Source organism: Halomonas sp. BN3-1 (assembly GCF_003056325.1).
GTDB classification, from domain to species: domain Bacteria; phylum Pseudomonadota; class Gammaproteobacteria; order Pseudomonadales; family Halomonadaceae; genus Halomonas; species Halomonas litopenaei.
This window is the reverse complement of sequence record NZ_PYVV01000004.1, coordinates 20,653-38,965: the sequence shown is the minus strand read 5'-3', so window position 1 is coordinate 38,965 and position 18,313 is coordinate 20,653. Positions and strand designations below refer to the sequence as shown.

The window sequence follows — 18,313 nt, the reverse complement described above, 5'->3', positions numbered from 1 at the left end:
AGCCATGAGCACCGATGGGAACTTCATCAACAACGACTTTGTCAGCGCCCCCCAGGCCAGCATGATCCCGGTCTACTGCCCCGCCACGGGAGCGATGGTGGGCGAGGTCCAGGCCGCCACCAACGCCCAGGCGATGGAAGCTGTCGAGGTCGCGGCCAGGGCCCAGAAGCACTGGCGCAGGCTGACCAGTGCCGAGCGGGCGGTACATATGCAGCGCCTGGCCGACGCCCTGATGGAGCGTCGCGAGGCCATTGGGCGGGCGCTGGCCGAAGAGTCGGGCAAGAGCCTCGAGGACGCCACCAACGAGGCGGTATACGCGGCCGATATCACCCGCTACCACGCCGAATGGGCGCGACGGATCGAGGGCGATATCGTGCCCAGCGACACCCCTGACGAGAGCCTGCTGCTCACTCGGGAGCCGATCGGCGTGGTGGCCTGCCTGATTCCCTTCAACTACCCCGTCTTCACCCTGCTGCGCAAGATTGCACCGGCGATGATCACCGGCAACAGCGTGATCGTGCGCCCGAGCAACAACACTCCGCGTTCGGCCTTCGAAATTGCCAGGGCCGTCCAGGCGGCCGAGATCCCGCCGGGGGTGGTCAACATCCTGAGCATGGACCACGCCACCGCCGAGGCCGTGTGTACTCACCCAAGGGTCGGCATGATCACCCTCACCGGCAGCGTCGGCGCCGGCCGCAAGGTGCTGGAGTACTCCCAGGTCAATATCGCCAAGTCGTCGCTGGAACTGGGTGGCAAGTCACCGGCCATCGTCGAGCCCGACGCCGACCTCGAGCAGGCCGCCCGTCAGATCGTGGCCTCCAAGACCACCAACTGCGGCCAGCTGTGTACCGCCATCGAGCGGGTCTACGTGCATCAGTCCATCGCCGAGCCCTTCATCGCCCTGCTCAAGGCCAACATGGAGGCCTGCACCTTCGGCAATCGTGCCGAGGACCCCAGCCACATGGGCCCCCTGATCAACGAGAACACCCGCCTCAATGTCCACCAGATGGTCGAACGTGCCATCGACGACGGCGCCACCCTGGCCACCGGCGGCGTGATTCCCCCTGGCCCCGGACACTTCTACCCGCCGACCCTGCTGACCGACTGCCGCCAGGACATGGAGATCGTCCAGGAAGAGATCTTCGGCCCGGTATTGCCGGTGCTGACCTACGCCGATGTGGATGAAGCCCTGGCGCTGGCCAACGACCACCAGTTCGGCCTTGCCTCGGTGGTGTTCACCGAGAACTACCGCACCGCCATGAAGGTGGCCCACAACATCGAGGCAGGCGAGGTCTACATCAATCGCACCCCATCGGACCCCTACCAGGGCTACCACGCCGGCTGGAAGCGTTCGGGCCTCGGTGGCGACGACGGCAAGCACGGCATGCTGGACTACACCCAGACCCGGCTGGTGGTATTGAACTACTGACGCCATCCCGCGCCACCCCACACCCAAGCCCATCACCGCCGCGTCTACGCCGGGCGGTCGGCCGCTTGCTGCCCTTTTCAGAGGACTCGCCGTTCATGAAAGTCGTCAGTTGTGAAAGCCATGTGGTCGCCACACCTCCGCCCCACATCGGCGGCATGTACTGGATCTTCGTCAAACTGGGAACCGCCTGTGGCATCGAGGGCGTCGGCGAGGTCTATGCGGCGACCTTCCACCCGCAGGTGGTGGTCGCCGCCATCGAGGACGTGTTCGAGCGCTACCTGAAGGGACGGGATCCCCACCATCTGGAACGGCTGTATCGCGAGACCTACTCGAGCGGCTTCACCCAGCGCCCGGACCTGACCATGATGGGGGTGCTCAGCGGCCTCGAGATGGCCTGCTGGGACATCGTCGGCAAGGCGGCCGGCCAGCCGGTACATGCACTGATCGGCGGCAAGCTCCACGACCGGCTGCGCTCCTACACCTATCTCTACCCCCGGGCCCCCGGCGGCGACTATGACTACGACAATGTCGAGCTGGCGGTGGAGTGCGCCCTGGAGCAGAAGGCCCTCGGCTTTACCGCGCTCAAGTTCGATCCGGCGGGCCCCTACACCGCCTACTGCGGGCATATGCTGTCACTGGAGGCGCTGGAAAAGAGCGCAACCTTCTGCCAGCGCATCCGTGAGGCGGTCGGCAACGGCTGCGACCTGCTGTTCGGTACCCACGGCCAGATGACGCCGGCCTCGGCGATCCGCCTGGCCAAGCGCCTCGAACCCTTTGACCCGCTGTGGTTCGAGGAGCCGGTGCCACCCGGCCAGAGCGAGGCCATGGCCAGGGTCGCCGACCATACCTCCATCCCGGTGGCCACCGGTGAGCGGCTGACCACCAAGTACGAGTTCCATGACCTGCTGCGCCACCAGGCCGCCTCGATCCTGCAGATGAACCTTGGCCGGGTCGGCGGCATCCTCGAAGGCAAGAAGATCGCCGCCCTGGCCGAGGTCCACTACGCCCAGATAGCGCCCCACCTGTACAACGGCCCGGTGGGTGCGGCGGCCAGCATTCAGCTCGCCGCCACCACACCCAACTTCCTGATCCAGGAGAGCATCGGCACCTGGGACGGCTTCCACGCCGAGGTGCTCGAAGCCAAGATCGAGTGGAGTGACGGCTTTATCATTCCCTCCGATCGACCGGGGCTCGGGGTGGAACTGGACATGGCGGTGGTCAGGGCCCACTCGCCCTACACCGGCAAGCGCCTGCACCTGAGCATGGACGCCACGCCCTACGACGTCGTCCAGCAGTCCTGCACCCGCTGGAAGACCCGACCGGAGGCCTGAGGCGATGGACTACGACTTCATCATCGTCGGTGCAGGTTCCGCAGGCTGCGTGCTGGCCCACCGGCTGAGTGCCAGCGGACGCCACAAGGTACTGATCGTCGAGGCCGGCGGCCGTGACAGTTCCCCCTGGCTTCGGGTGCCGGTGGGCTTTGCCAAGACCTACTATCACCCCGGCTACAACTACATGTACTACAGCGCCGAGGAGCCGGCGTTGGCCAACCGGCGGATCTACACACCCCGGGGCAAGGTCCAGGGAGGATCGGGCTCGATCAACGCCATGATCTATGTGCGAGGCCAGCCATCGGACTTCGATGACTGGGAGCGCGCGGGCAACCCGGGGTGGGGCTACCAGGCGCTGTTGCCCTATTTCAGGAAACTCGAGCAGCACCCTGCGGGCGATACCGAATTCCACTCGAGCCAGGGACTGATCGGCATCACCCCGCTCAAGGAAATCGCCCATCCGATCTGCCAGTCCTACCTCAGGGCTGCCGATGAACTCGGCTACCCGCTCAATGACGACTTCAATGGCGCCTCCATCGAAGGTGCCGGCCTCTATGAGACGAACATCCGCCGAGGCCGTCGCGATTCCAGCAACACTGCCTACCTGAAGCCGGCGCTCGAGCGCTCCAATCTCACCCTCAAGCACGTCAGCCAGGTTCAACGGGTGCTGTTCGACGATCAGCGTCGCGCCAGCGGCATTGAATACCGAGAGCAAGGCCAGTTGAAGACCCTGCGCGCACGCCGCGAGGTGATCGTCTGCGCCGGTGCGGTGGACTCGCCAAAGCTGCTGATGCTATCGGGGCTCGGGGACAGCGAGAAGCTGCGACAACACGGGATCGCAGCGCTCCAGCAGCTGCCCGGCGTGGGCCGAAACCTGCAGGATCACCTGGCCGTCAGCTACTTCTATCGCGCCAACTGCCGGACCCTGAACGACGACTTCAACTCTCTGCCCGGCCTGACCAGGGCAACGATGAGGTACCTGATCAATCGCAGCGGCCCGCTGGCGATGAGCGTCAACCAGGCCGGCGGCTTCTTTCGCGGCCATGCCGACGAACCCGTGCCCAATATCCAGCTCTACTTCAACCCGCTGTCCTATCGCATCCCGGCACCGCCGGACACGACACTGACCGCGGATGCCTACTCCGGCTTCCTGCTGGCCTTCAATTCCTGCCGTCCCGACAGTCGTGGCGCCATCGAGCTGGCCAGCGCCGATGCCAATGAGCCGGCGGTGATCCGGCCGAACTATCTGGGAAGCCGGCGAGATCAGGACGAGGCCATTCAGGGCAGCCGGCTCATTCGCGCGCTGGCCGAAACGGCGGCCCTGGGTGCCGTCATCGACGCCGAGGTCACTCCGGCGGATGCCGTCCACGATGACCAAAGCATGTTAGAGTACTTTCGCGCCAACGCAGGCTCCATCTATCATCTGTGCGGTACCTGCGCCATGGGGCCCGACCCTCGCGAGGCGGTGGTCGATGGCAGTCTCAGGGTGCATGGCGTGTCCGGGCTCAGGGTCATCGACGCCTCGATCTTTCCCAACATCACCTCGGGTAACCTCAATGCACCGGTGATGATGGTGGCGGAAAAGGGGGCCGACCTGATCCTTCAGGACCACCCGATCTGAACGACGCCCAGGAGCCACATCGCCCCTGAGCCTGACCGGACGAGTCATCTGCATTCGTCCTCGCATTCGCGTTTTGGAGACCGCGGCTGATCATGAATTCGGAAAGGACCTCGGAAAAGACCAAGGCTCCGGCGGTCGATCATAGCGTCATGATCCTGGACCTGCTGGCGGCCACCAGCTATCCCATGACGCTTTCGGAAATCTGTGACGCTACCGGTATTTCGCCGGCCACCGGTCACCGTGTCATCAACGCCCTGCTTCACCACCAGCTGGTGGCCCAGGATCCAAGCCGCAAGAAGTCCTACTGCATCGGCTCACGCATCTTCCAGATATCCTCCACCATCTATAATAAGCAGAGCCTGATACCCTACTTCTATCCGATCGCGGAAATCCTGAAAAACGAAATCCACAAGACCATCTTTCTGTGCGTGCCCATCGGCAACAAGGTAGTGGTGGTGACCAAGATCGACGGTGCCAGCGGTGCAAACTTCAACCTTTACGTGGGCAAGACCATGGCGCTGCACGAAGCCGCCAGTGGCAAGATCATCCTGGCAATGCGCGACGAGGACTCCTGGCAGGGCTATCTCGCCGACGAGCTTGGTCTTGCTCCCGAGAACAAGGGAGTGAAAGGCGTCATGGCGGAACTGGGGCGGGCCCATCGGCTCGGTTACGCCACCTCCAACGGCGCGCCTGAGCAGGGCGTCAGCTGCATCGCCGCACCGGTGCTCAACCTGCGCAACGAGCCCATCGCAGCGATCAGCGCCGCCATCAGCAGCGACACCCTGAGCCCCCAGGAGGCGCGCCGCTACTCCAAGAACCTGGTGCAGGCCGCGCGCCAGCTGTCGTCCCGCGTTGTCTGACGTCCCGCGTCATCAGACATCCACGGCACCGCTGCCGCTGGATCGCCTGCCGCCCTTGAGTGCGCTGAAGGGATTCGAGGCCGCGGCGCGACTATCAAGCCTGCGCGCCGCAGCCGAGGAGCTGCACCTCTCCCACCCCGCCATCGCCAACCAGATACAGCGTCTGGAGCAGAGCCTGGGGACGAAACTGTTCGCCCGCCGGGGTCGGCATATCGAGCTCACCGCATCCGGGCGACGTTTCTACCCTGTTGTGCGCGACGCCCTGGAAGCGCTGATCCTGGGCGCCGAAACACTGCGTCGCCAGTCCTGCCTTGAGCCTCTGCGCGTGCAGGTCTACGTAACCACCTCGATCCGCTGGCTGGCCCCACGACTGGCACAATTTCACCAGCGCTATCCCGAGACCGAACTGAGGATAAAGACCTACAGCCTGGACTGGACCTTCGACAGCGCTCACGCCGATATCGCCATCCTCTTCCGTGATGGCCCACTACCCTCTCGACTTGACTGGACACCGCTGTTTCCCTCGACGCTGACCCCTGTGTGCAGCCCCTCGCTGGTGATGGGGCATTCGTTGCCGCTATCCCCCGAGGCGCTGCAGGCCTTCCCGCTGATCAGCGTCTACACCGAGAGCTGGAGCTGGCAGGGCTGGTTCGACACCCAGTCGCCTTCTGCCACACGGCCCGCGCCACCACGCGCCCTTCAGGTCGACACCCTGGCGGCGGCGCTCGAGATGGCCGCCCGAGGTGAAGGCGTCGCCCTGGTCAATGGCCCCTTCGCCGAGGATGACCTGGCGACGGGTCGGCTGATCAACCCGGCGGGCAAGGTACAGCCCGCCAGCGGCGAATGGGGCATCGCCTACCCCTCCCATCTGGCCGACGATCCGCGAGTGGAGGCCTTCAGCACCTGGCTGCTGAGTCAGCGGGGCTGAGTCGCCTTCACTCAACAAAAGTGACCAATCACCAAGAAAAGATGAATTGTCGTCTGCCCCCGCCGTGCCTAGCGTGAAGCCTACCTGCAGCATTTCATCCGCCACCGCGCAAGGATGTCACTGCAAGGTGATCGGCTCACCGGCATGAGATGACCTCCCATGAACATCGGCTTTATCGGACTTGGCAACGTCGGCGGCAAGCTCGCCGGCAGCCTGCTGCGCAACGGCTATCACGTCACGATCCGCGACCTCGACCCCGAGATCACTCGACGCTTCATCGACCAGGGCGCTGCCGCCGCCAGCAGCCCCAGAGCAGTGGCCGAGGCCAGCGATATGATCATCACTTGCCTGCCATCTCCTCGCGCCTGCAGCGCGGTAATGGAAGCCGAGGATGGGGTCATCGCCGGGCTCTCTGCCGGCAAGGTGTGGCTGGAGATGAGCACCACCGATGCCCAGGAACTGGTACGCATCGCCGCCAGGGTCGCCGCCACCGGCGCCCTCGCCATGGAGACACCGGTCTCCGGCGGCTGCCACCGCGCCGCCACCGGCAACATTTCGATCTTCGCCGGCGGTGATCGCGACACCTTTGAACGGGTGTTGCCGGTGCTGACCACCCTGGGGCGTCGGGTCCTGCACACCGGACCTCTGGGCACGGCCTCGATGCTCAAGGTACTGACCAACTACCTCGCCACCGCCAATCTGTGTTCGGTGGCCGAGGCCTTGACCGTGGCTCGCAAGGCCGGCCTGGACATGAACACCGCCTTCGAGGCCATCCGTATCTCCTCGGGCAATTCCTTTGTCCACGAGACCGAATCCCAGGTCATTCTCAACGGTAGCCGCGATATCAGCTTCACCATGGATCTGGTGCTCAAGGACGTGGGCCTGTTCGACGCCCTGGCCAGAAGCCTCGAGGTGCCCCTCGAGATATCGCCGCTGCTGCTCGACATCTTTCAGGATGGCCAAGAGCGCTATGGCCCCCGTGAGTGGTCATCCAACATCATCCGGCGCCTCGAGGACGACTGCGACGTCGAGGTGCTCGGCGACGGCTTCCCCGCCGAACTGACCGACACCGAGCCGGAAGAGGTCGGCCATGAAGTGGTCGTGCGCGGCAGGTCCGGATAAAGGGCTGCCAGGCTGACCGCGACGGCATACGCCGGTCTTGATCATCATCCGAGCCAACGAGGACCTCGCCATGCACTACAGAGAACACTTCTTTATCGATGGCCGCTGGCACACGCCCAGCGACAGCGAGCGCTTTGGCATCCTCGACCCTGCCACCGAGAATCTGTGCGCCTCGGTGCCAAGAGCGCACCGAGCGGACATCGACGCCGCCGTCGAGGCGGCGCGGCGCGCTCTGCCCGACTGGTCGGCGACCCCCGCCGGGCAACGGCGCGAGATACTTCTCGCCGTCGCCGACGAGATGCAAAGGCGCCACGCAGACCTGGTCGAGGCGCACGTCATCACCCTGGGCTGCCCGGTCCAGATCACACCCGCCATGCACGTGGATGGCCCCATCGAAGGCATGCGCTACTACGCCGAGCGGGCCTTGCGTTCCGAAGAGATCGAACGCCGCAATGGCGTCGCCATCGTCCGCGAGCCGGTCGGCGTGTGCGCGCTGATCAACCCCTGGAACTACCCACTGCATCAGCTGATCGGCAAGCTGGCCCCGGCCCTGGCGGCAGGCTGTACCGTGGTCACCAAGCCAGCCGAACAGACACCGCTGCAGGACTTCATCATGGCCGAGATCTTTCAGAGCGTCGGCCTCCCCGCCGGGGTCTTCAACCAGGTGACGGGCTCCGGCAACGAGATCGGCCCTCTGCTGGCGAGCCACCCTGGGGTCGACATGGTGTCTTTCACCGGTTCCACCCGCGCCGGTATCGAGGTGGCCATCAACGCCGCCGCCGGGGTCAAGCGAGTGTGCCAGGAGCTGGGGGGTAAGTCGCCGCTGATCATCACCGCGGACGCGGACCTGCCCCGGGCGGTGCGCTTCGGGGTGGAAAACGTGATGGCCAACAGTGGTCAGACCTGCGACGCCTTCACCCGCATGCTGATACCACGTTCTCGTCTGGCCGACGCCGAACGCATCGCCCTGACGGTCGCCCGGGAGCAGGTGGTGGGCGACCCGGCGGACACCGCCACCACCATGGGGCCGCTGGTGTCCCGGCGCCAGCGCGACAGCGTACGCCAATACATTCAGCAGGGTATCGCCGAGGGAGCGCGCTTGATGCTGGGTGGTACCGAGGCCCCTGAGGGGCTGGAGCAGGGCTACTATGTTCGCCCCACCCTCTTCAGCGACGTCAGCAACCACATGGCGATCGCACGCTCAGAAATCTTCGGCCCGGTGCTGTGCCTGATTCCCTACGACGACCTGGAACAGGCCATCGAGATCGCCAACGGCACGCCCTATGGGCTGTCTTCCGCCGTCTACGCCGCCAGCGCCGAAGCCGCCCTGCCCATCGCCCGCCGGCTCAAGGCCGGCCAGTGCTACCTGCAAGGGGCGGACTTTTCCTTCGATGCCCCCTTCGGCGGCTACGGCCAATCCGGCAACGGTCGCGAATGGGGCGAAGAGGGCCTGGAGGAATATCTGGAAACCAAGGCCATCCTGGGGGGCTGAGGGCTTGTCACTACGCCTCTCTCTAAAAAGATCTGAACAAGACTTTGCTCAAACTTCTGACATTTGGTCAGGTTTCCACCCAATCGACTCCGTAGCCGTACATGCCAGCCATTAGCCGCCAGGATGATTGCCATCTCCTTCCATTACTGGCTCTCGCCAGTCGGCGGCTGATATCCCATGAACCACCAGCACGACCACAGCTACAAACTGCTGTTCAGCGAACCTAGAGTCATTCGAGACCTCCTGACAGGCTTCATCAAGGAGGACTGGATAGCGCATCTCGACCTCGACTCACTGGAGAAGGTCAGCAGCAGCTTTGTCAGCGACGACCTGCGCGATCGGGAGTCCGACGTCATCTGGCGCGCACGCTTCGGCGATGACTGGATCTACGTCTATCTGTTGATCGAATTCCAGAGCACCATCGATCCCTTCATGGCGCTGCGCATCATGACCTACGTGGGCCTCCTGTATCAGGACCTGATCAAGCAGCAGAAGCTCTCGCCCCACGCCAGGTTGCCCCCGGTGCTGCCCGTCGTGCTCTACAATGGAGAGAAGCGTTGGAACGCCGCCGTCGACGTATCGGACCTCGTTCAGAGCGTGCCCAGGGAGCTGGAGCGATACCGCCCACGAATGCCCTATCTTCTGCTGGACGAAGGCGCCATCGTGGACTCGGAGCATTGGTCGCCGGAGGCACGCAACGTGGTAGCCGCCATATTCCGACTGGAACACCACCGTGGCACCAGGGAGGCGGTCGAACTGATCGGACTGCTGGCAAGATGGCTCGAAGCGCCGGACCAGACTCGTCTGCGCCGTCACTTCGCCATCTGGATCAAACGCGTGCTGCTGCCCAACTGGATACCCGAGAGCGAAGGAACCGAGTGGCAGAATCTTAACGAACTCAATGAGGTACACAACATGCTGGCCGAGCGTGCAAAACGATGGCCCGAGCAGTGGAAGCAACAGGGTCTTGAAGAAGGCCGCCAGGAAGGCCGCAAGCAAGGACGTCAGGAAGGACTGCAGGAGGGCGAACAAAAGGGCGAACAGAAGGGTGAACAGAAGGCTCGCCTGGAGGTCGCCCGCAACATGATCGAGCGGACTCAGCTGGACGACCAGACGGTGGCGGATCTGTCGGGGCTGGACATCGCGCAGGTCAGGACGCTGAGAGACGAACTCAAACGCTAGGTGTGAAAACCCGCCAGGTTGTTCACGGAGCGGGCCAGCCGGCCAACGCGAGACTGATCATTCAGGAAGGCATGTGGTCGGTGCCAGTTGTCCTGATGAAGCCAGGCGCGCAGCTGCTGGCCTCACTCCTCCGAGCTCCGTAAAACCAGGGATAGGCCCACTCGCGCTTGAAAATACGTGCCACCGTGCTTTAGGCGCTGTCCGAAAAGTCGACGAGCGAAGGTTAGACAAGGCAAAAATCGGTGAGAAAGCGCAGTTTACGGGGTGTAAATGAGCATTTTGACCGGGCTGGCGCACCAGCCGTTTTTTAACGCCGTATTACCGAGCGCAGGCACTTTTCAGACAAGCCCTAGCCAATCCCCAGCGCCTGGGCAATCTACCAATAGGTCTAGCGTTGCCGGCGGCGCTCGGCGATCTGTTCCACCGTCGTTGCCTCTGATGCCAAAGCACTTCGAGCAGGGCGTGCGCGGACGCAGTTTCCGAGTACACCGCCTTCAATGCGGTTTTTCCAAGAACCGAGGTTCATCCGCGACCCGACACCTAGCGCCTGTTGCGGCCCTTCCATGTATCCAGCCATCGGCGTAGACGGTGCCAACGGTGATTTACAGCTTCACCAGCACTATCGAGGCCACCTTCGACTTCCTCCATCACCGGGTCGAGATGGCGCCGCCTGAAGCGCACCCAGGCTCGCCACAGGAAAGCGACAGCGCTTCCCATCAGCACCAGAAAACCATATGTAAACCAATTGAATGGCTTGTCATTGGGACCTTCGACCGACTCAATCGAGACAGCATTAGGAAAGATGGAAAAGAATTGGTTGCGCCAACCGTAATGCATGATAGAAACCCATTGAGGATCCGCCCGTGTCGAAATCCGGTCACTGGCCTCCGTATAAAGATTTGCGGTATCGAACTTGAAGTAAGGTGGCCAGCTCCAGCCGGTATCCTCATTGCGATAGACGATCGCTTTACCACTGGGAAAAACTGCTTGTATGAACTGAACATCACGATTTTCCAGCGTATTGGTCAAATCATCCGGATCAGACCAAAAGATGCGCGTCCAATCGTTGATATCCTGTCGCTTTTCGTAGGTATCGACGATACGAACGACGTCATACTGGGGAAGGCTATAATGCATGACCGCTCCGACCATCAGCCAGAAAACACCCCAGAAACTCCACTTCACGATTGCCATTGACTGCCCCCTAGAAAAAATTGATAACAAACACCAAAACAGTCATCAACGTGACGGGAAAGATATAAATCAAGGATATCAATATAGGCCGCCAGCGGCGACGATACCGACGCATCGATCTTCGCACAAAGACTCTCTCGTCACCCGCTGAAGAACGCCTTTTCCATTCATCTTCAAGTCCCTTGCGCCAACGAAAAAAAAGGTAAACATTGACAATGATATAGCAGATCGTCATAAGCACCATGACGACCAGGATCAGGCGAGCAAAAGCAATCACGCATTATTCCTTGTTACTGCCAAATAGCATGGCGCGAGCGGAGTCTTTATCGGAGATATACTCACGAACAATAGCATCGACGGAAAAATCTCTGACCTCACGTGGCCAGCTGCGGTAGCGGCGATAGAACTCATCCTTGTGACAGATATAGAGCTGTAGAACGTCATTCGGAACCAGTTCCGCCAGCAGCATATTGACCAGATCCTTCACCGGCGTATCAGCAGCACGAAGGGTGGCAAAGTAGGCGGGGTGACTTATGCCGACCTTTGGCCTTGTTCCACCGGCCTCTGCCCACCGGACAATGGACGCCAGCCCTTCATACTCCATGGGTAGTGAGACGCCATTGCGGGCCGCAAGACGACGTAGTCGAGACCCGGCATGTCCAGTTGAATCAACAGACTTTTTCGCCAACTCCAGACCAAGCATAAGGTCCAGCTTTCGGCGCAGGACAGCAACACCCTCATCGCCTGGAAACTTGACGACAGTCTCGACGAGCTCGTTGTCGCTCAAAAAACGGGCCACATCACGTCGATCATCGAGCAGCATTACAAGCGCCGACGGCAGCTGGCGCCGGTACTTCTCTTCGCGCACAACAACACTCGGCTTCTCCATATCTTGAAAGATATACAGACCGCCAAACAAAGACGTCCAGAAATTCCTCTGCTCGAAGACAGCATGCTGGAGCTGGACCGGGTTCCGCGTGACATCACCAGTACAACGAGCAACATTGATCATTTCGTTGATCAGTTGTTCATTGAACCAGCCATCCTTCTCATCGTGGAAACGATCCACCAGCCTGGCAAGGTGGCCTGCCTTGGCAATGGTGCCATTCGTCGTGTCCGCAACCACCTTGATTTGACGAATATCGAAAAGGTCCCGGGGGCTCTCGACACTGAAAACAGAATTCTCCAATTCACCGGCTATGGCGTCGGTCGCCGTCAAGGCAAATAGTTGTCGTTCATTCTCTCTGATAAATCGGTTCAAGATTTGCCGACTGGTGGAAAAATGGGCGTTGAGCAAGGGGCATCGGCCTTGTTCGTTACTCAATAGAATGAATTGACGATTGACTCCACCATGATTCAAATACTGATGATCACCCAACTCTGAACCAACTTCCGGGGAATACCCGGAAACATCAACATGAAACTCGGAAAGCTGGGTGGTCGCACCAGTCAGGTGCTCGAGTGCTCTGTTGTAGCGATCCACCAACACAGGCGAGTCGACGTGGAAAAGATTGGAATACATCAGACCACTTTCGATCAGCCTCTGCATAGGATCACCCTCTGCCATCCTGGAAGCGACGCTGAGCTTCGTGACGACGTTCCATATCACGTACCAAGGCATCAATCGCTGCTTCATCGGAGCTTCCTGCATAGCGAAACTCGCTGTCAGCGTAGCGATTGATTTCCTGAAGGACCATATTTGAAGTGATCGGGACACGAAGCTCTGAAATCATCGCCTTCTTCGTTTCATAGTCCTTGGCCAGAAAGACATCCGGAACCTCCATCCACTCATCAGGTATATCGAAATCCATCGAGCGAACTTTAACCGCGTCGCTTATGTTTTTTATTGCGCGACCGGTAAATCTCTCATCAACCTGCTGAATCTCCTTCAGATATGTCCCCAAAGCAGCAACCGAATCAATATCGCCGAATTTCTCGAAAACTCGATCAAAAACCTCTTTCAGGCGTGGCTCAGCAGGCCTATTGTAGGAAGAAAAGGATTGAGCGATTGCTTGCTTTATGCTCTGAGAAGAATAGAGTTCGTGCTTTCCGAGTGGGATACCATGGTGACTACCCAGCAAAAGATGCAGAATATCGATATAGTCCTCTCTGGTTTTTGGTCCATCAACCAGAAATCTGGCACCCGCCCGCTGGCGAAGAGCGTCGTCGACATTTTCCGGATAGTTCGAAAACATTCCGAAAGTACAATTCCCTCTTACCACGGTATTGGCGCCGGCAAATGCCTCCATCAACACGGCAGTCACCTCCTGCTGCCCGGCGGAGGACTGACGGTCACCGCGCTTTCCAGCAATCTGGTCGATATCATCAATAGTTCCAAATCCTATCACCGAAGGATCCATGACATGATGAATGAAGGCCTTGGCGTTCTGTCCCGACTTGCCTTGATAACTGTCAATATTGTCAACACCGAAGTTCTGGTAGCGGAAGGGGTAACCCGCCACTTGACAGTAGTCATGAATCAATCCCGCCATCATCTGGATCAGAGTGGTCTTGCCGGTGCCTGGTTTACCGTCCCCCATGAAGGTGAAGATAAAACCTCCCAGCTCGGCGAAGGGGTTCATGCGACGTTCAAAGTCGTACGCCATCACCATACGGGCAAGCCTCTGCGCCTGGTGTTTGGCGATATGATTTCCGATGACCTCTTCAGGTCGCTTGAACACCATGTTCAAATTACTGGATCCACCTCGACGCGCCGGCTCGAAACCTCTCAATGTGAGCCTATCTGCCTCTACTCTCCATACGCTGGCGGTGAAGGTTCCCAGTCGCGGAGCGTTCTCTGCTCTTAGAACCACCTTCTCCAACAACTGTTCGGTCCAGGCAAGCAGGGCGGCAACAAGGTGAACGTCATCGCTGGCATGCAAAGCGACAATCTGATCCAGTTCCCACAAGACACCATGAAGAGCCAGTTGAGCGTTGTCAGTAACCAGTTCTTGTAACTCGCCCACCTCAACCTGTGTCTCGCTGCCATGATCGAGCAATAGCCATGCCAAGGCGTTGGCAAGAACATGGGTGGAGATCAGCGCCTCGGCGGCAAGCAGCTCCGTGAACTCGGTACGCCGCGATGAAGCCAGTGAGCCAGAGAGATTGGCCTGTTTAAGCTCCAGCAAGCCATTGCGCTCGGCCCAGCATTCGCCAATCGCCAGAGCAATCGCGATGGATCGCCGGAGGCCATGCTGGACGGTCGCCTGGAGCGGAGACATCAATGGGTCTCCTCCATTGCTTGTCGCTATCCGTTCCCCCAAGTGCACTCCATCCGGGCGCCCCGTGGAGCGTGTGGCGAGCCCCGGCGTGGTCGATCGAAGCCTGCGAGCACGACCTATACCTGGAGATATTTCTTTCTCGTCAAGCGTAAGCTGCTGCCGTGGGCGGGCGATACGAGGACTGTGATCAAAGCCCTCCAGCATCCTTTCAGCCGCAGCGTAGTGCCTCTGGATATCATCTTCGCGCAGTTCCATCTGATCGCTGTCAAGACTCATCTATCCCTCGCTACCGGGCCTTCCTGCCACGGTTATCTATTGTTGCTTCGCACCTCAGGACGGCGCCGTCATCGTGTTATAAGTGCAGCACCTGTCCCGATGGGCTGACCACAAACTTCTGCACATCGGCAAACCCGGAGGGGGCCAGCTCAGCCAGAACCTGATACGGACGCTGAGGCAAAATGATGGAGCGTAACGTACGAGTAGCTCCGGAATGACCTGCACCATCAGAGAAGGGGTCCAGGGCAAAGATTTCGCGCTCGACCTTACTGAACCATCCACTACGTTCTTCTTGCGTCCCATCACTATCGAGCTCCTCTTGGGTCCAGGCCAAGGCCCAATCGTCCTCTCCCCCTGGACAGGCCTGCTCGAGAATCTGCCGCAACGGTCCGGCCTGCTCGGTATAGGAGGACGAGTACATGGGCCCAATGTGATAGCGGTGGAGCCGTTTTGGATGAACGTCATCGAAGTCCGCATCCAACCCACGGGCAATGGTCAGCAATGTCAGTCCAGCAAGGGACTGGGCCATCAGGTGAGCCTGGACAGCTGGCCAACGGTATTCGTCTTTTGGCAGAGGAACAGAACCACTGTCATCGACCTCCATCAAGTAGATGACAGGCAGATTGACCTGGCTGTCATAGACAGCCCAATGGATGAAAAAACGCCTTCGCCCACCGTCACTGTCCAGCATCTCGCACTGAGGGTCATTTTGAATCCAGAAAAGAGCGCCTCGAGAGATTTCCTCGTAATAGAGTCGCTGGGACATGGCATACTGAAGTCGGGTAGGCGAACGGCACTCACCAAGGATGGTGCGAATCATCTGAGCCTTGAGTTCGCGTGTACTTGGCATATTTGTCAGATGGCGTGAAGCTTGCTGAGCGTCATTAGCCATACGCATCAACTCGCTGGCGACCGGAAAGCCACTCTCGCGCCGGTCCACGGTGAGGCTACCGAGACTCCGGGAGGGGGTTTGCCCCACCATCAAATACTTGGTGCTCAAGGCGTCAAAGGTAAAATCAAGACGCTTCAGATAATCCGTCAGTGCTCTTGCATCTATGCGGTTCAGTTGATCGCCGGCATGCATGGCTGCCGCCACTCGCTCGAGCCGCTGGAGGATCTCGCTGAATCTCCGAAAGTAATGACGCGAAGCATACACGTCAACTAACTCAAGATGATCACAATCTGACGAATCCATCGCACCCTCTTTTCGGCGAGTACCGGCTAGCACATCATTTTCATTCAACGATGACATCATTCACCGAATGATCGCCTCCAGAAGGAAGCTGGTATAAAACCTCTACCTATCACGTCTCGAGTAATGGGGAACATACCCCTCAACGCCCATACAGATTCTTGTCATGTTTCTCGACGATCTTTGAAAATCTTCGAGCAAAGCGCTCGTCAGCGCGGGCCTTTTTCTCCAGGACGTCTCTTGCATACACCATCTGGCCTTCATGTGCTTCGAGCATATCGGCCATGCGCTGGTTGGTTGCACTGCCGATGCCTGCCATCGCAGTCTGAGCTTCCTGGTCTGTCTGCGAGCCAATTTCGTTGATCCTGTGCGCTACGTCCTGCTGCTGAGCCGTCTTCAACGACTTACTCAGGGCGTCATATAGCACAACTCTTTGCTGAGTATCTGTCTGGAGCTTGTTGATCAGCACCTTTTGAGTCGCTGCCTGATTCTGAAGACTGTCCAACCAGGTTTTCCCCTTCTCGATGTAGCGCTCGAGCGTTTGCGAGCGGGAGATGCTGACCTGTTCATCCTGGACCAGCGCGTTGTAGCGTGTATTCGTGTCTGCAAGCTCGGTTTCCAGGCGAGTACGCTGCGCTGCATCCTGCTCCACGGATATCTTGCTCTCCAGATCGATGAGCTGTGGGTCAAGTGCCTCTATTTCGGCTCTCAGCGACTCAAGCTCTGCTACCGCTGCCTCTCTATCACCCAGCGATCGTTCCAGATTCTTCTGGACCTTTTCCTGCTGGCTCTCGAGCTCCTGTAATTGGCCATCCAGAAGTTTTACGATGATGTCGGATTTGGCGATGAGGTCCTGCAGCTTTTCGTCTATGCTTGCGCTCCTCATTCGCTCCTGACGCATGGACTCAGCCTTCCCCTTGCTAAAGATTCCGACGAACTTCTCCATACTGGACTTGTTGCGCATTTCGTCAAAATCTTTGGAAAAACCGGCAGTAGTGTCATCAAGCCCCATGATCAACTCTGCGATATTGGCGTTCATGGTCTCGGTGTGGGCATGAACGTCATCCAAGGTAGCAACTTCGATGTTGAAGCCTACTGAGTCTCCTGCATCTGCGCGGGCACGAGCGGCTTCAACACTGGCAGTGACCTCGGCGATTTTTCGCTGCGACTCTTTTACCTTGTTGCTCGATTCTTCAATCATGGTATCGAAATGGGATTTCTTCATTTTTTCGATATTTCCCTGTGATCTGTCCGGATAAAAGGCATCTAGCGCGACCCAAATCCTAACCTTGACTGCGCCTATACCGCTTCTGAGTTAAACAGCAACCAAAACGCCACATTTTTTCGAGAAAACCATGTGTCCTGTGATATACCTGCACATCTTCAATCAGGACGACTTTCTCTCCCATCCTATTCCTACGTCTTGCATAAAAGCACACGTAATCTTTGCAATATCAGCGATATCTTCTTCAAAGCATCGCCTAATCCCGGATGTGGCAAACCTGTAAGATTTCACCCATAAACATACAAAAAACACATGATTTACCATCATGACTAGCCATGGCCAACTGCCACACACAACAACAATGATTCATGAATGGTGGGCGGGAACCAGAAGAGACAAACAAACATCAGGTCAATCTCGCCACCAAGAATAATGCGCCATCGAGAAAGCCATACAACTTCATGATGTGGATCAAGAAGTAAAACCATCTACTACAGCCTAACCCGGGCAATCAATGCTCAATATCGAGTCCTCCTGACAGGCTTCATCTACAATGGAGAGAAGCGTTGGAACGCCGCGTCGACGTATCGGACCTCGTGCAAAGCGTGCCCAGGGAGCTGGAGCGATACCGTCCACGAATGCCCTATCTTCTGCTGGACGAAGGCGCCATCGTGGACTCGGAGCATTGGTCGCCGGAGGCACGCAACGTGGTAGACGCCATATTTCGACTGGAACACCACCGTGGCACCAGGGAGGCGGTCGAACTGATCGGGCTGCTGGCAAGATGGCTCGAAGCGCCGGACCAGACTCGTCTGCGCCGTCACTTCGCCATCTGGATCAAGCGCGTGCTGCTGCCCAACTGGATACCCGAGAGCGAAGGAACTGAGTGGCAGAATCTCAACAAACTCAATGAGGTACACAACATGCTGGCGGAGCGTGCAAAACGATGGCCCGAGCAGTGGAAGCAACAGGGTCTTGAAGAAGGCCTCAAGCAAGGACGTGAGGAAGGCCGCAAGCAAGGACGTGAGGAAGGCCGCAAGGAAGGACGTGAGGAAGGCCTGCTGGAAAGCGAACAGAAGGGCGAACAGAAGGCTCGTCTGGAGGTCGCCCGCAACATGATCGAGCGGACTCAGCTAGATGACCAGACGGTGTCGGAGCTGTCGGGGCTGGACATCGCGCAGGTCAGGACGCTGAGAGACGAACTCAAGCGCTAGGACTTGTACGAAGAGTGCCTGCGCAG

General features: G+C 59.2%; 15 protein-coding genes. 9 read left to right on the top strand and 6 right to left on the bottom strand.

All coding sequences use genetic code 11. The annotated features are described in order from the left end of the window. Positions 1-4 precede the first annotated feature (4 nt). The 8 genes from aldA (at position 5) to C9F12_RS06780 (ending at position 9,965) form a co-directional block, all read left to right on the top strand. Positions 5-1,429, top strand: a complete 1,425-nt coding sequence (aldA, locus tag C9F12_RS06815) for an aldehyde dehydrogenase (protein WP_108448404.1) — start codon at positions 5-7, stop codon at positions 1,427-1,429. A 95-nt stretch (positions 1,430-1,524) separates the two neighbouring features. Further along, positions 1,525-2,760 (top strand): mandelate racemase/muconate lactonizing enzyme family protein, encoded by a 1,236-nt coding sequence (locus C9F12_RS06810; RefSeq protein ID WP_045992607.1) that lies wholly within the window; start codon positions 1,525-1,527, stop codon positions 2,758-2,760. Positions 2,761-2,764: 4 nt separating this feature from the next. After that, positions 2,765-4,381: a GMC family oxidoreductase N-terminal domain-containing protein gene (locus tag C9F12_RS06805; RefSeq protein WP_108448403.1), complete on the top strand. Its 1,617-nt coding sequence runs from the start codon at positions 2,765-2,767 to the stop codon at positions 4,379-4,381. Positions 4,382-4,473: 92 nt separating this feature from the next. Continuing rightward, the gene (locus C9F12_RS06800) at positions 4,474-5,241 is read left to right on the top strand and encodes an IclR family transcriptional regulator (protein WP_108448402.1); all 768 of its coding nucleotides are present in this window, start codon (positions 4,474-4,476) and stop codon (positions 5,239-5,241) included. Continuing rightward, complete coding sequence (locus tag C9F12_RS06795; protein ID WP_108448401.1) at positions 5,234-6,169, top strand: LysR substrate-binding domain-containing protein; 936 nt, start codon at positions 5,234-5,236, stop codon at positions 6,167-6,169. The genes C9F12_RS06800 and C9F12_RS06795 overlap by 8 nt, the downstream gene beginning before the upstream one ends. Positions 6,170-6,328: 159 nt before the next feature. Beyond that, a complete protein-coding gene (locus tag C9F12_RS06790) occupies positions 6,329-7,291 on the top strand; it encodes an NAD(P)-dependent oxidoreductase (RefSeq protein WP_108448400.1) in 963 nt (320 codons plus the stop codon). 70 nt (positions 7,292-7,361) lie between these two features. After that, positions 7,362-8,783, top strand: coding sequence for an aldehyde dehydrogenase family protein (locus C9F12_RS06785; protein ID WP_108448399.1), 1,422 nt, complete (start codon positions 7,362-7,364; stop codon positions 8,781-8,783). Positions 8,784-8,960: 177 nt separating this feature from the next. Beyond that, complete coding sequence (locus C9F12_RS06780) at positions 8,961-9,965, top strand: Rpn family recombination-promoting nuclease/putative transposase (protein ID WP_108448398.1); 1,005 nt, start codon at positions 8,961-8,963, stop codon at positions 9,963-9,965. A 540-nt stretch (positions 9,966-10,505) separates the two neighbouring features. Here the strand turns inward: C9F12_RS06780 and C9F12_RS06775 are convergent. From C9F12_RS06775 to C9F12_RS06750, 6 genes are all read right to left on the bottom strand, one after another. Continuing rightward, positions 10,506-11,159 carry a DUF1523 family protein gene (locus C9F12_RS06775; RefSeq protein ID WP_108131099.1) on the bottom strand — a complete coding sequence of 218 codons (654 nt, stop codon included), beginning with the start codon at positions 11,157-11,159 and terminating at the stop codon, positions 10,506-10,508. Between the two features lie 10 nt (positions 11,160-11,169). Continuing rightward, positions 11,170-11,436: a hypothetical protein gene (locus C9F12_RS06770; RefSeq protein ID WP_108448397.1), complete on the bottom strand. Its 267-nt coding sequence runs from the start codon at positions 11,434-11,436 to the stop codon at positions 11,170-11,172. A gap of 3 nt (positions 11,437-11,439) precedes the next feature. Further along, positions 11,440-12,795: a DUF6638 family protein gene (locus C9F12_RS06765; protein ID WP_162816404.1), complete on the bottom strand. Its 1,356-nt coding sequence runs from the start codon at positions 12,793-12,795 to the stop codon at positions 11,440-11,442. Then, on the bottom strand, positions 12,713-14,656 hold the full coding sequence (locus tag C9F12_RS06760) for an ATP-binding protein (protein ID WP_108448395.1): 1,944 nt from the start codon (positions 14,654-14,656) through the stop codon (positions 12,713-12,715). The genes C9F12_RS06765 and C9F12_RS06760 overlap by 83 nt, the downstream gene beginning before the upstream one ends. Positions 14,657-14,732: 76 nt before the next feature. After that, on the bottom strand, positions 14,733-15,851 hold the full coding sequence (locus C9F12_RS06755; protein ID WP_108448394.1) for a hypothetical protein: 1,119 nt from the start codon (positions 15,849-15,851) through the stop codon (positions 14,733-14,735). Between the two features lie 139 nt (positions 15,852-15,990). Further along, positions 15,991-17,073, bottom strand: a complete 1,083-nt coding sequence (locus C9F12_RS06750; protein ID WP_045994473.1) for a hypothetical protein — start codon at positions 17,071-17,073, stop codon at positions 15,991-15,993. 566 nt (positions 17,074-17,639) lie between these two features. Between C9F12_RS06750 and C9F12_RS22895 the strand changes: the two genes are divergently transcribed. Continuing rightward, positions 17,640-18,287 carry a transposase gene (locus tag C9F12_RS22895; protein ID WP_162816403.1) on the top strand — a complete coding sequence of 216 codons (648 nt, stop codon included), beginning with the start codon at positions 17,640-17,642 and terminating at the stop codon, positions 18,285-18,287. The last annotated feature ends 26 nt before the right edge of the window (positions 18,288-18,313 follow it).

Excerpts from the sequence above, each read along its gene's own strand:
- aldA (WP_108448404.1), top strand. The coding sequence starts at position 5 with ATGAGCACCGATGGGAACTTCATCAACAACGACTTTGTCAGCGCCCCC.
- C9F12_RS06810 (WP_045992607.1), top strand. The coding sequence starts at position 1,525 with ATGAAAGTCGTCAGTTGTGAAAGCCATGTGGTCGCCACACCTCCGCCC.
- C9F12_RS06805 (WP_108448403.1), top strand. The coding sequence starts at position 2,765 with ATGGACTACGACTTCATCATCGTCGGTGCAGGTTCCGCAGGCTGCGTG.
- C9F12_RS06800 (WP_108448402.1), top strand. The coding sequence starts at position 4,474 with ATGAATTCGGAAAGGACCTCGGAAAAGACCAAGGCTCCGGCGGTCGAT.
- C9F12_RS06790 (WP_108448400.1), top strand. The coding sequence starts at position 6,329 with ATGAACATCGGCTTTATCGGACTTGGCAACGTCGGCGGCAAGCTCGCC.
- C9F12_RS06785 (WP_108448399.1), top strand. The coding sequence starts at position 7,362 with ATGCACTACAGAGAACACTTCTTTATCGATGGCCGCTGGCACACGCCC.
- C9F12_RS06780 (WP_108448398.1), top strand. The coding sequence starts at position 8,961 with ATGAACCACCAGCACGACCACAGCTACAAACTGCTGTTCAGCGAACCT.
- C9F12_RS06775 (WP_108131099.1), bottom strand. The coding sequence starts at position 11,159 with ATGGCAATCGTGAAGTGGAGTTTCTGGGGTGTTTTCTGGCTGATGGTC.
- C9F12_RS06765 (WP_162816404.1), bottom strand. The coding sequence starts at position 12,795 with ATGAAGCAGCGATTGATGCCTTGGTACGTGATATGGAACGTCGTCACG.
- C9F12_RS06760 (WP_108448395.1), bottom strand. The coding sequence starts at position 14,656 with ATGAGTCTTGACAGCGATCAGATGGAACTGCGCGAAGATGATATCCAG.
- C9F12_RS06755 (WP_108448394.1), bottom strand. The coding sequence starts at position 15,851 with ATGGATTCGTCAGATTGTGATCATCTTGAGTTAGTTGACGTGTATGCT.
- C9F12_RS06750 (WP_045994473.1), bottom strand. The coding sequence starts at position 17,073 with ATGAAGAAATCCCATTTCGATACCATGATTGAAGAATCGAGCAACAAG.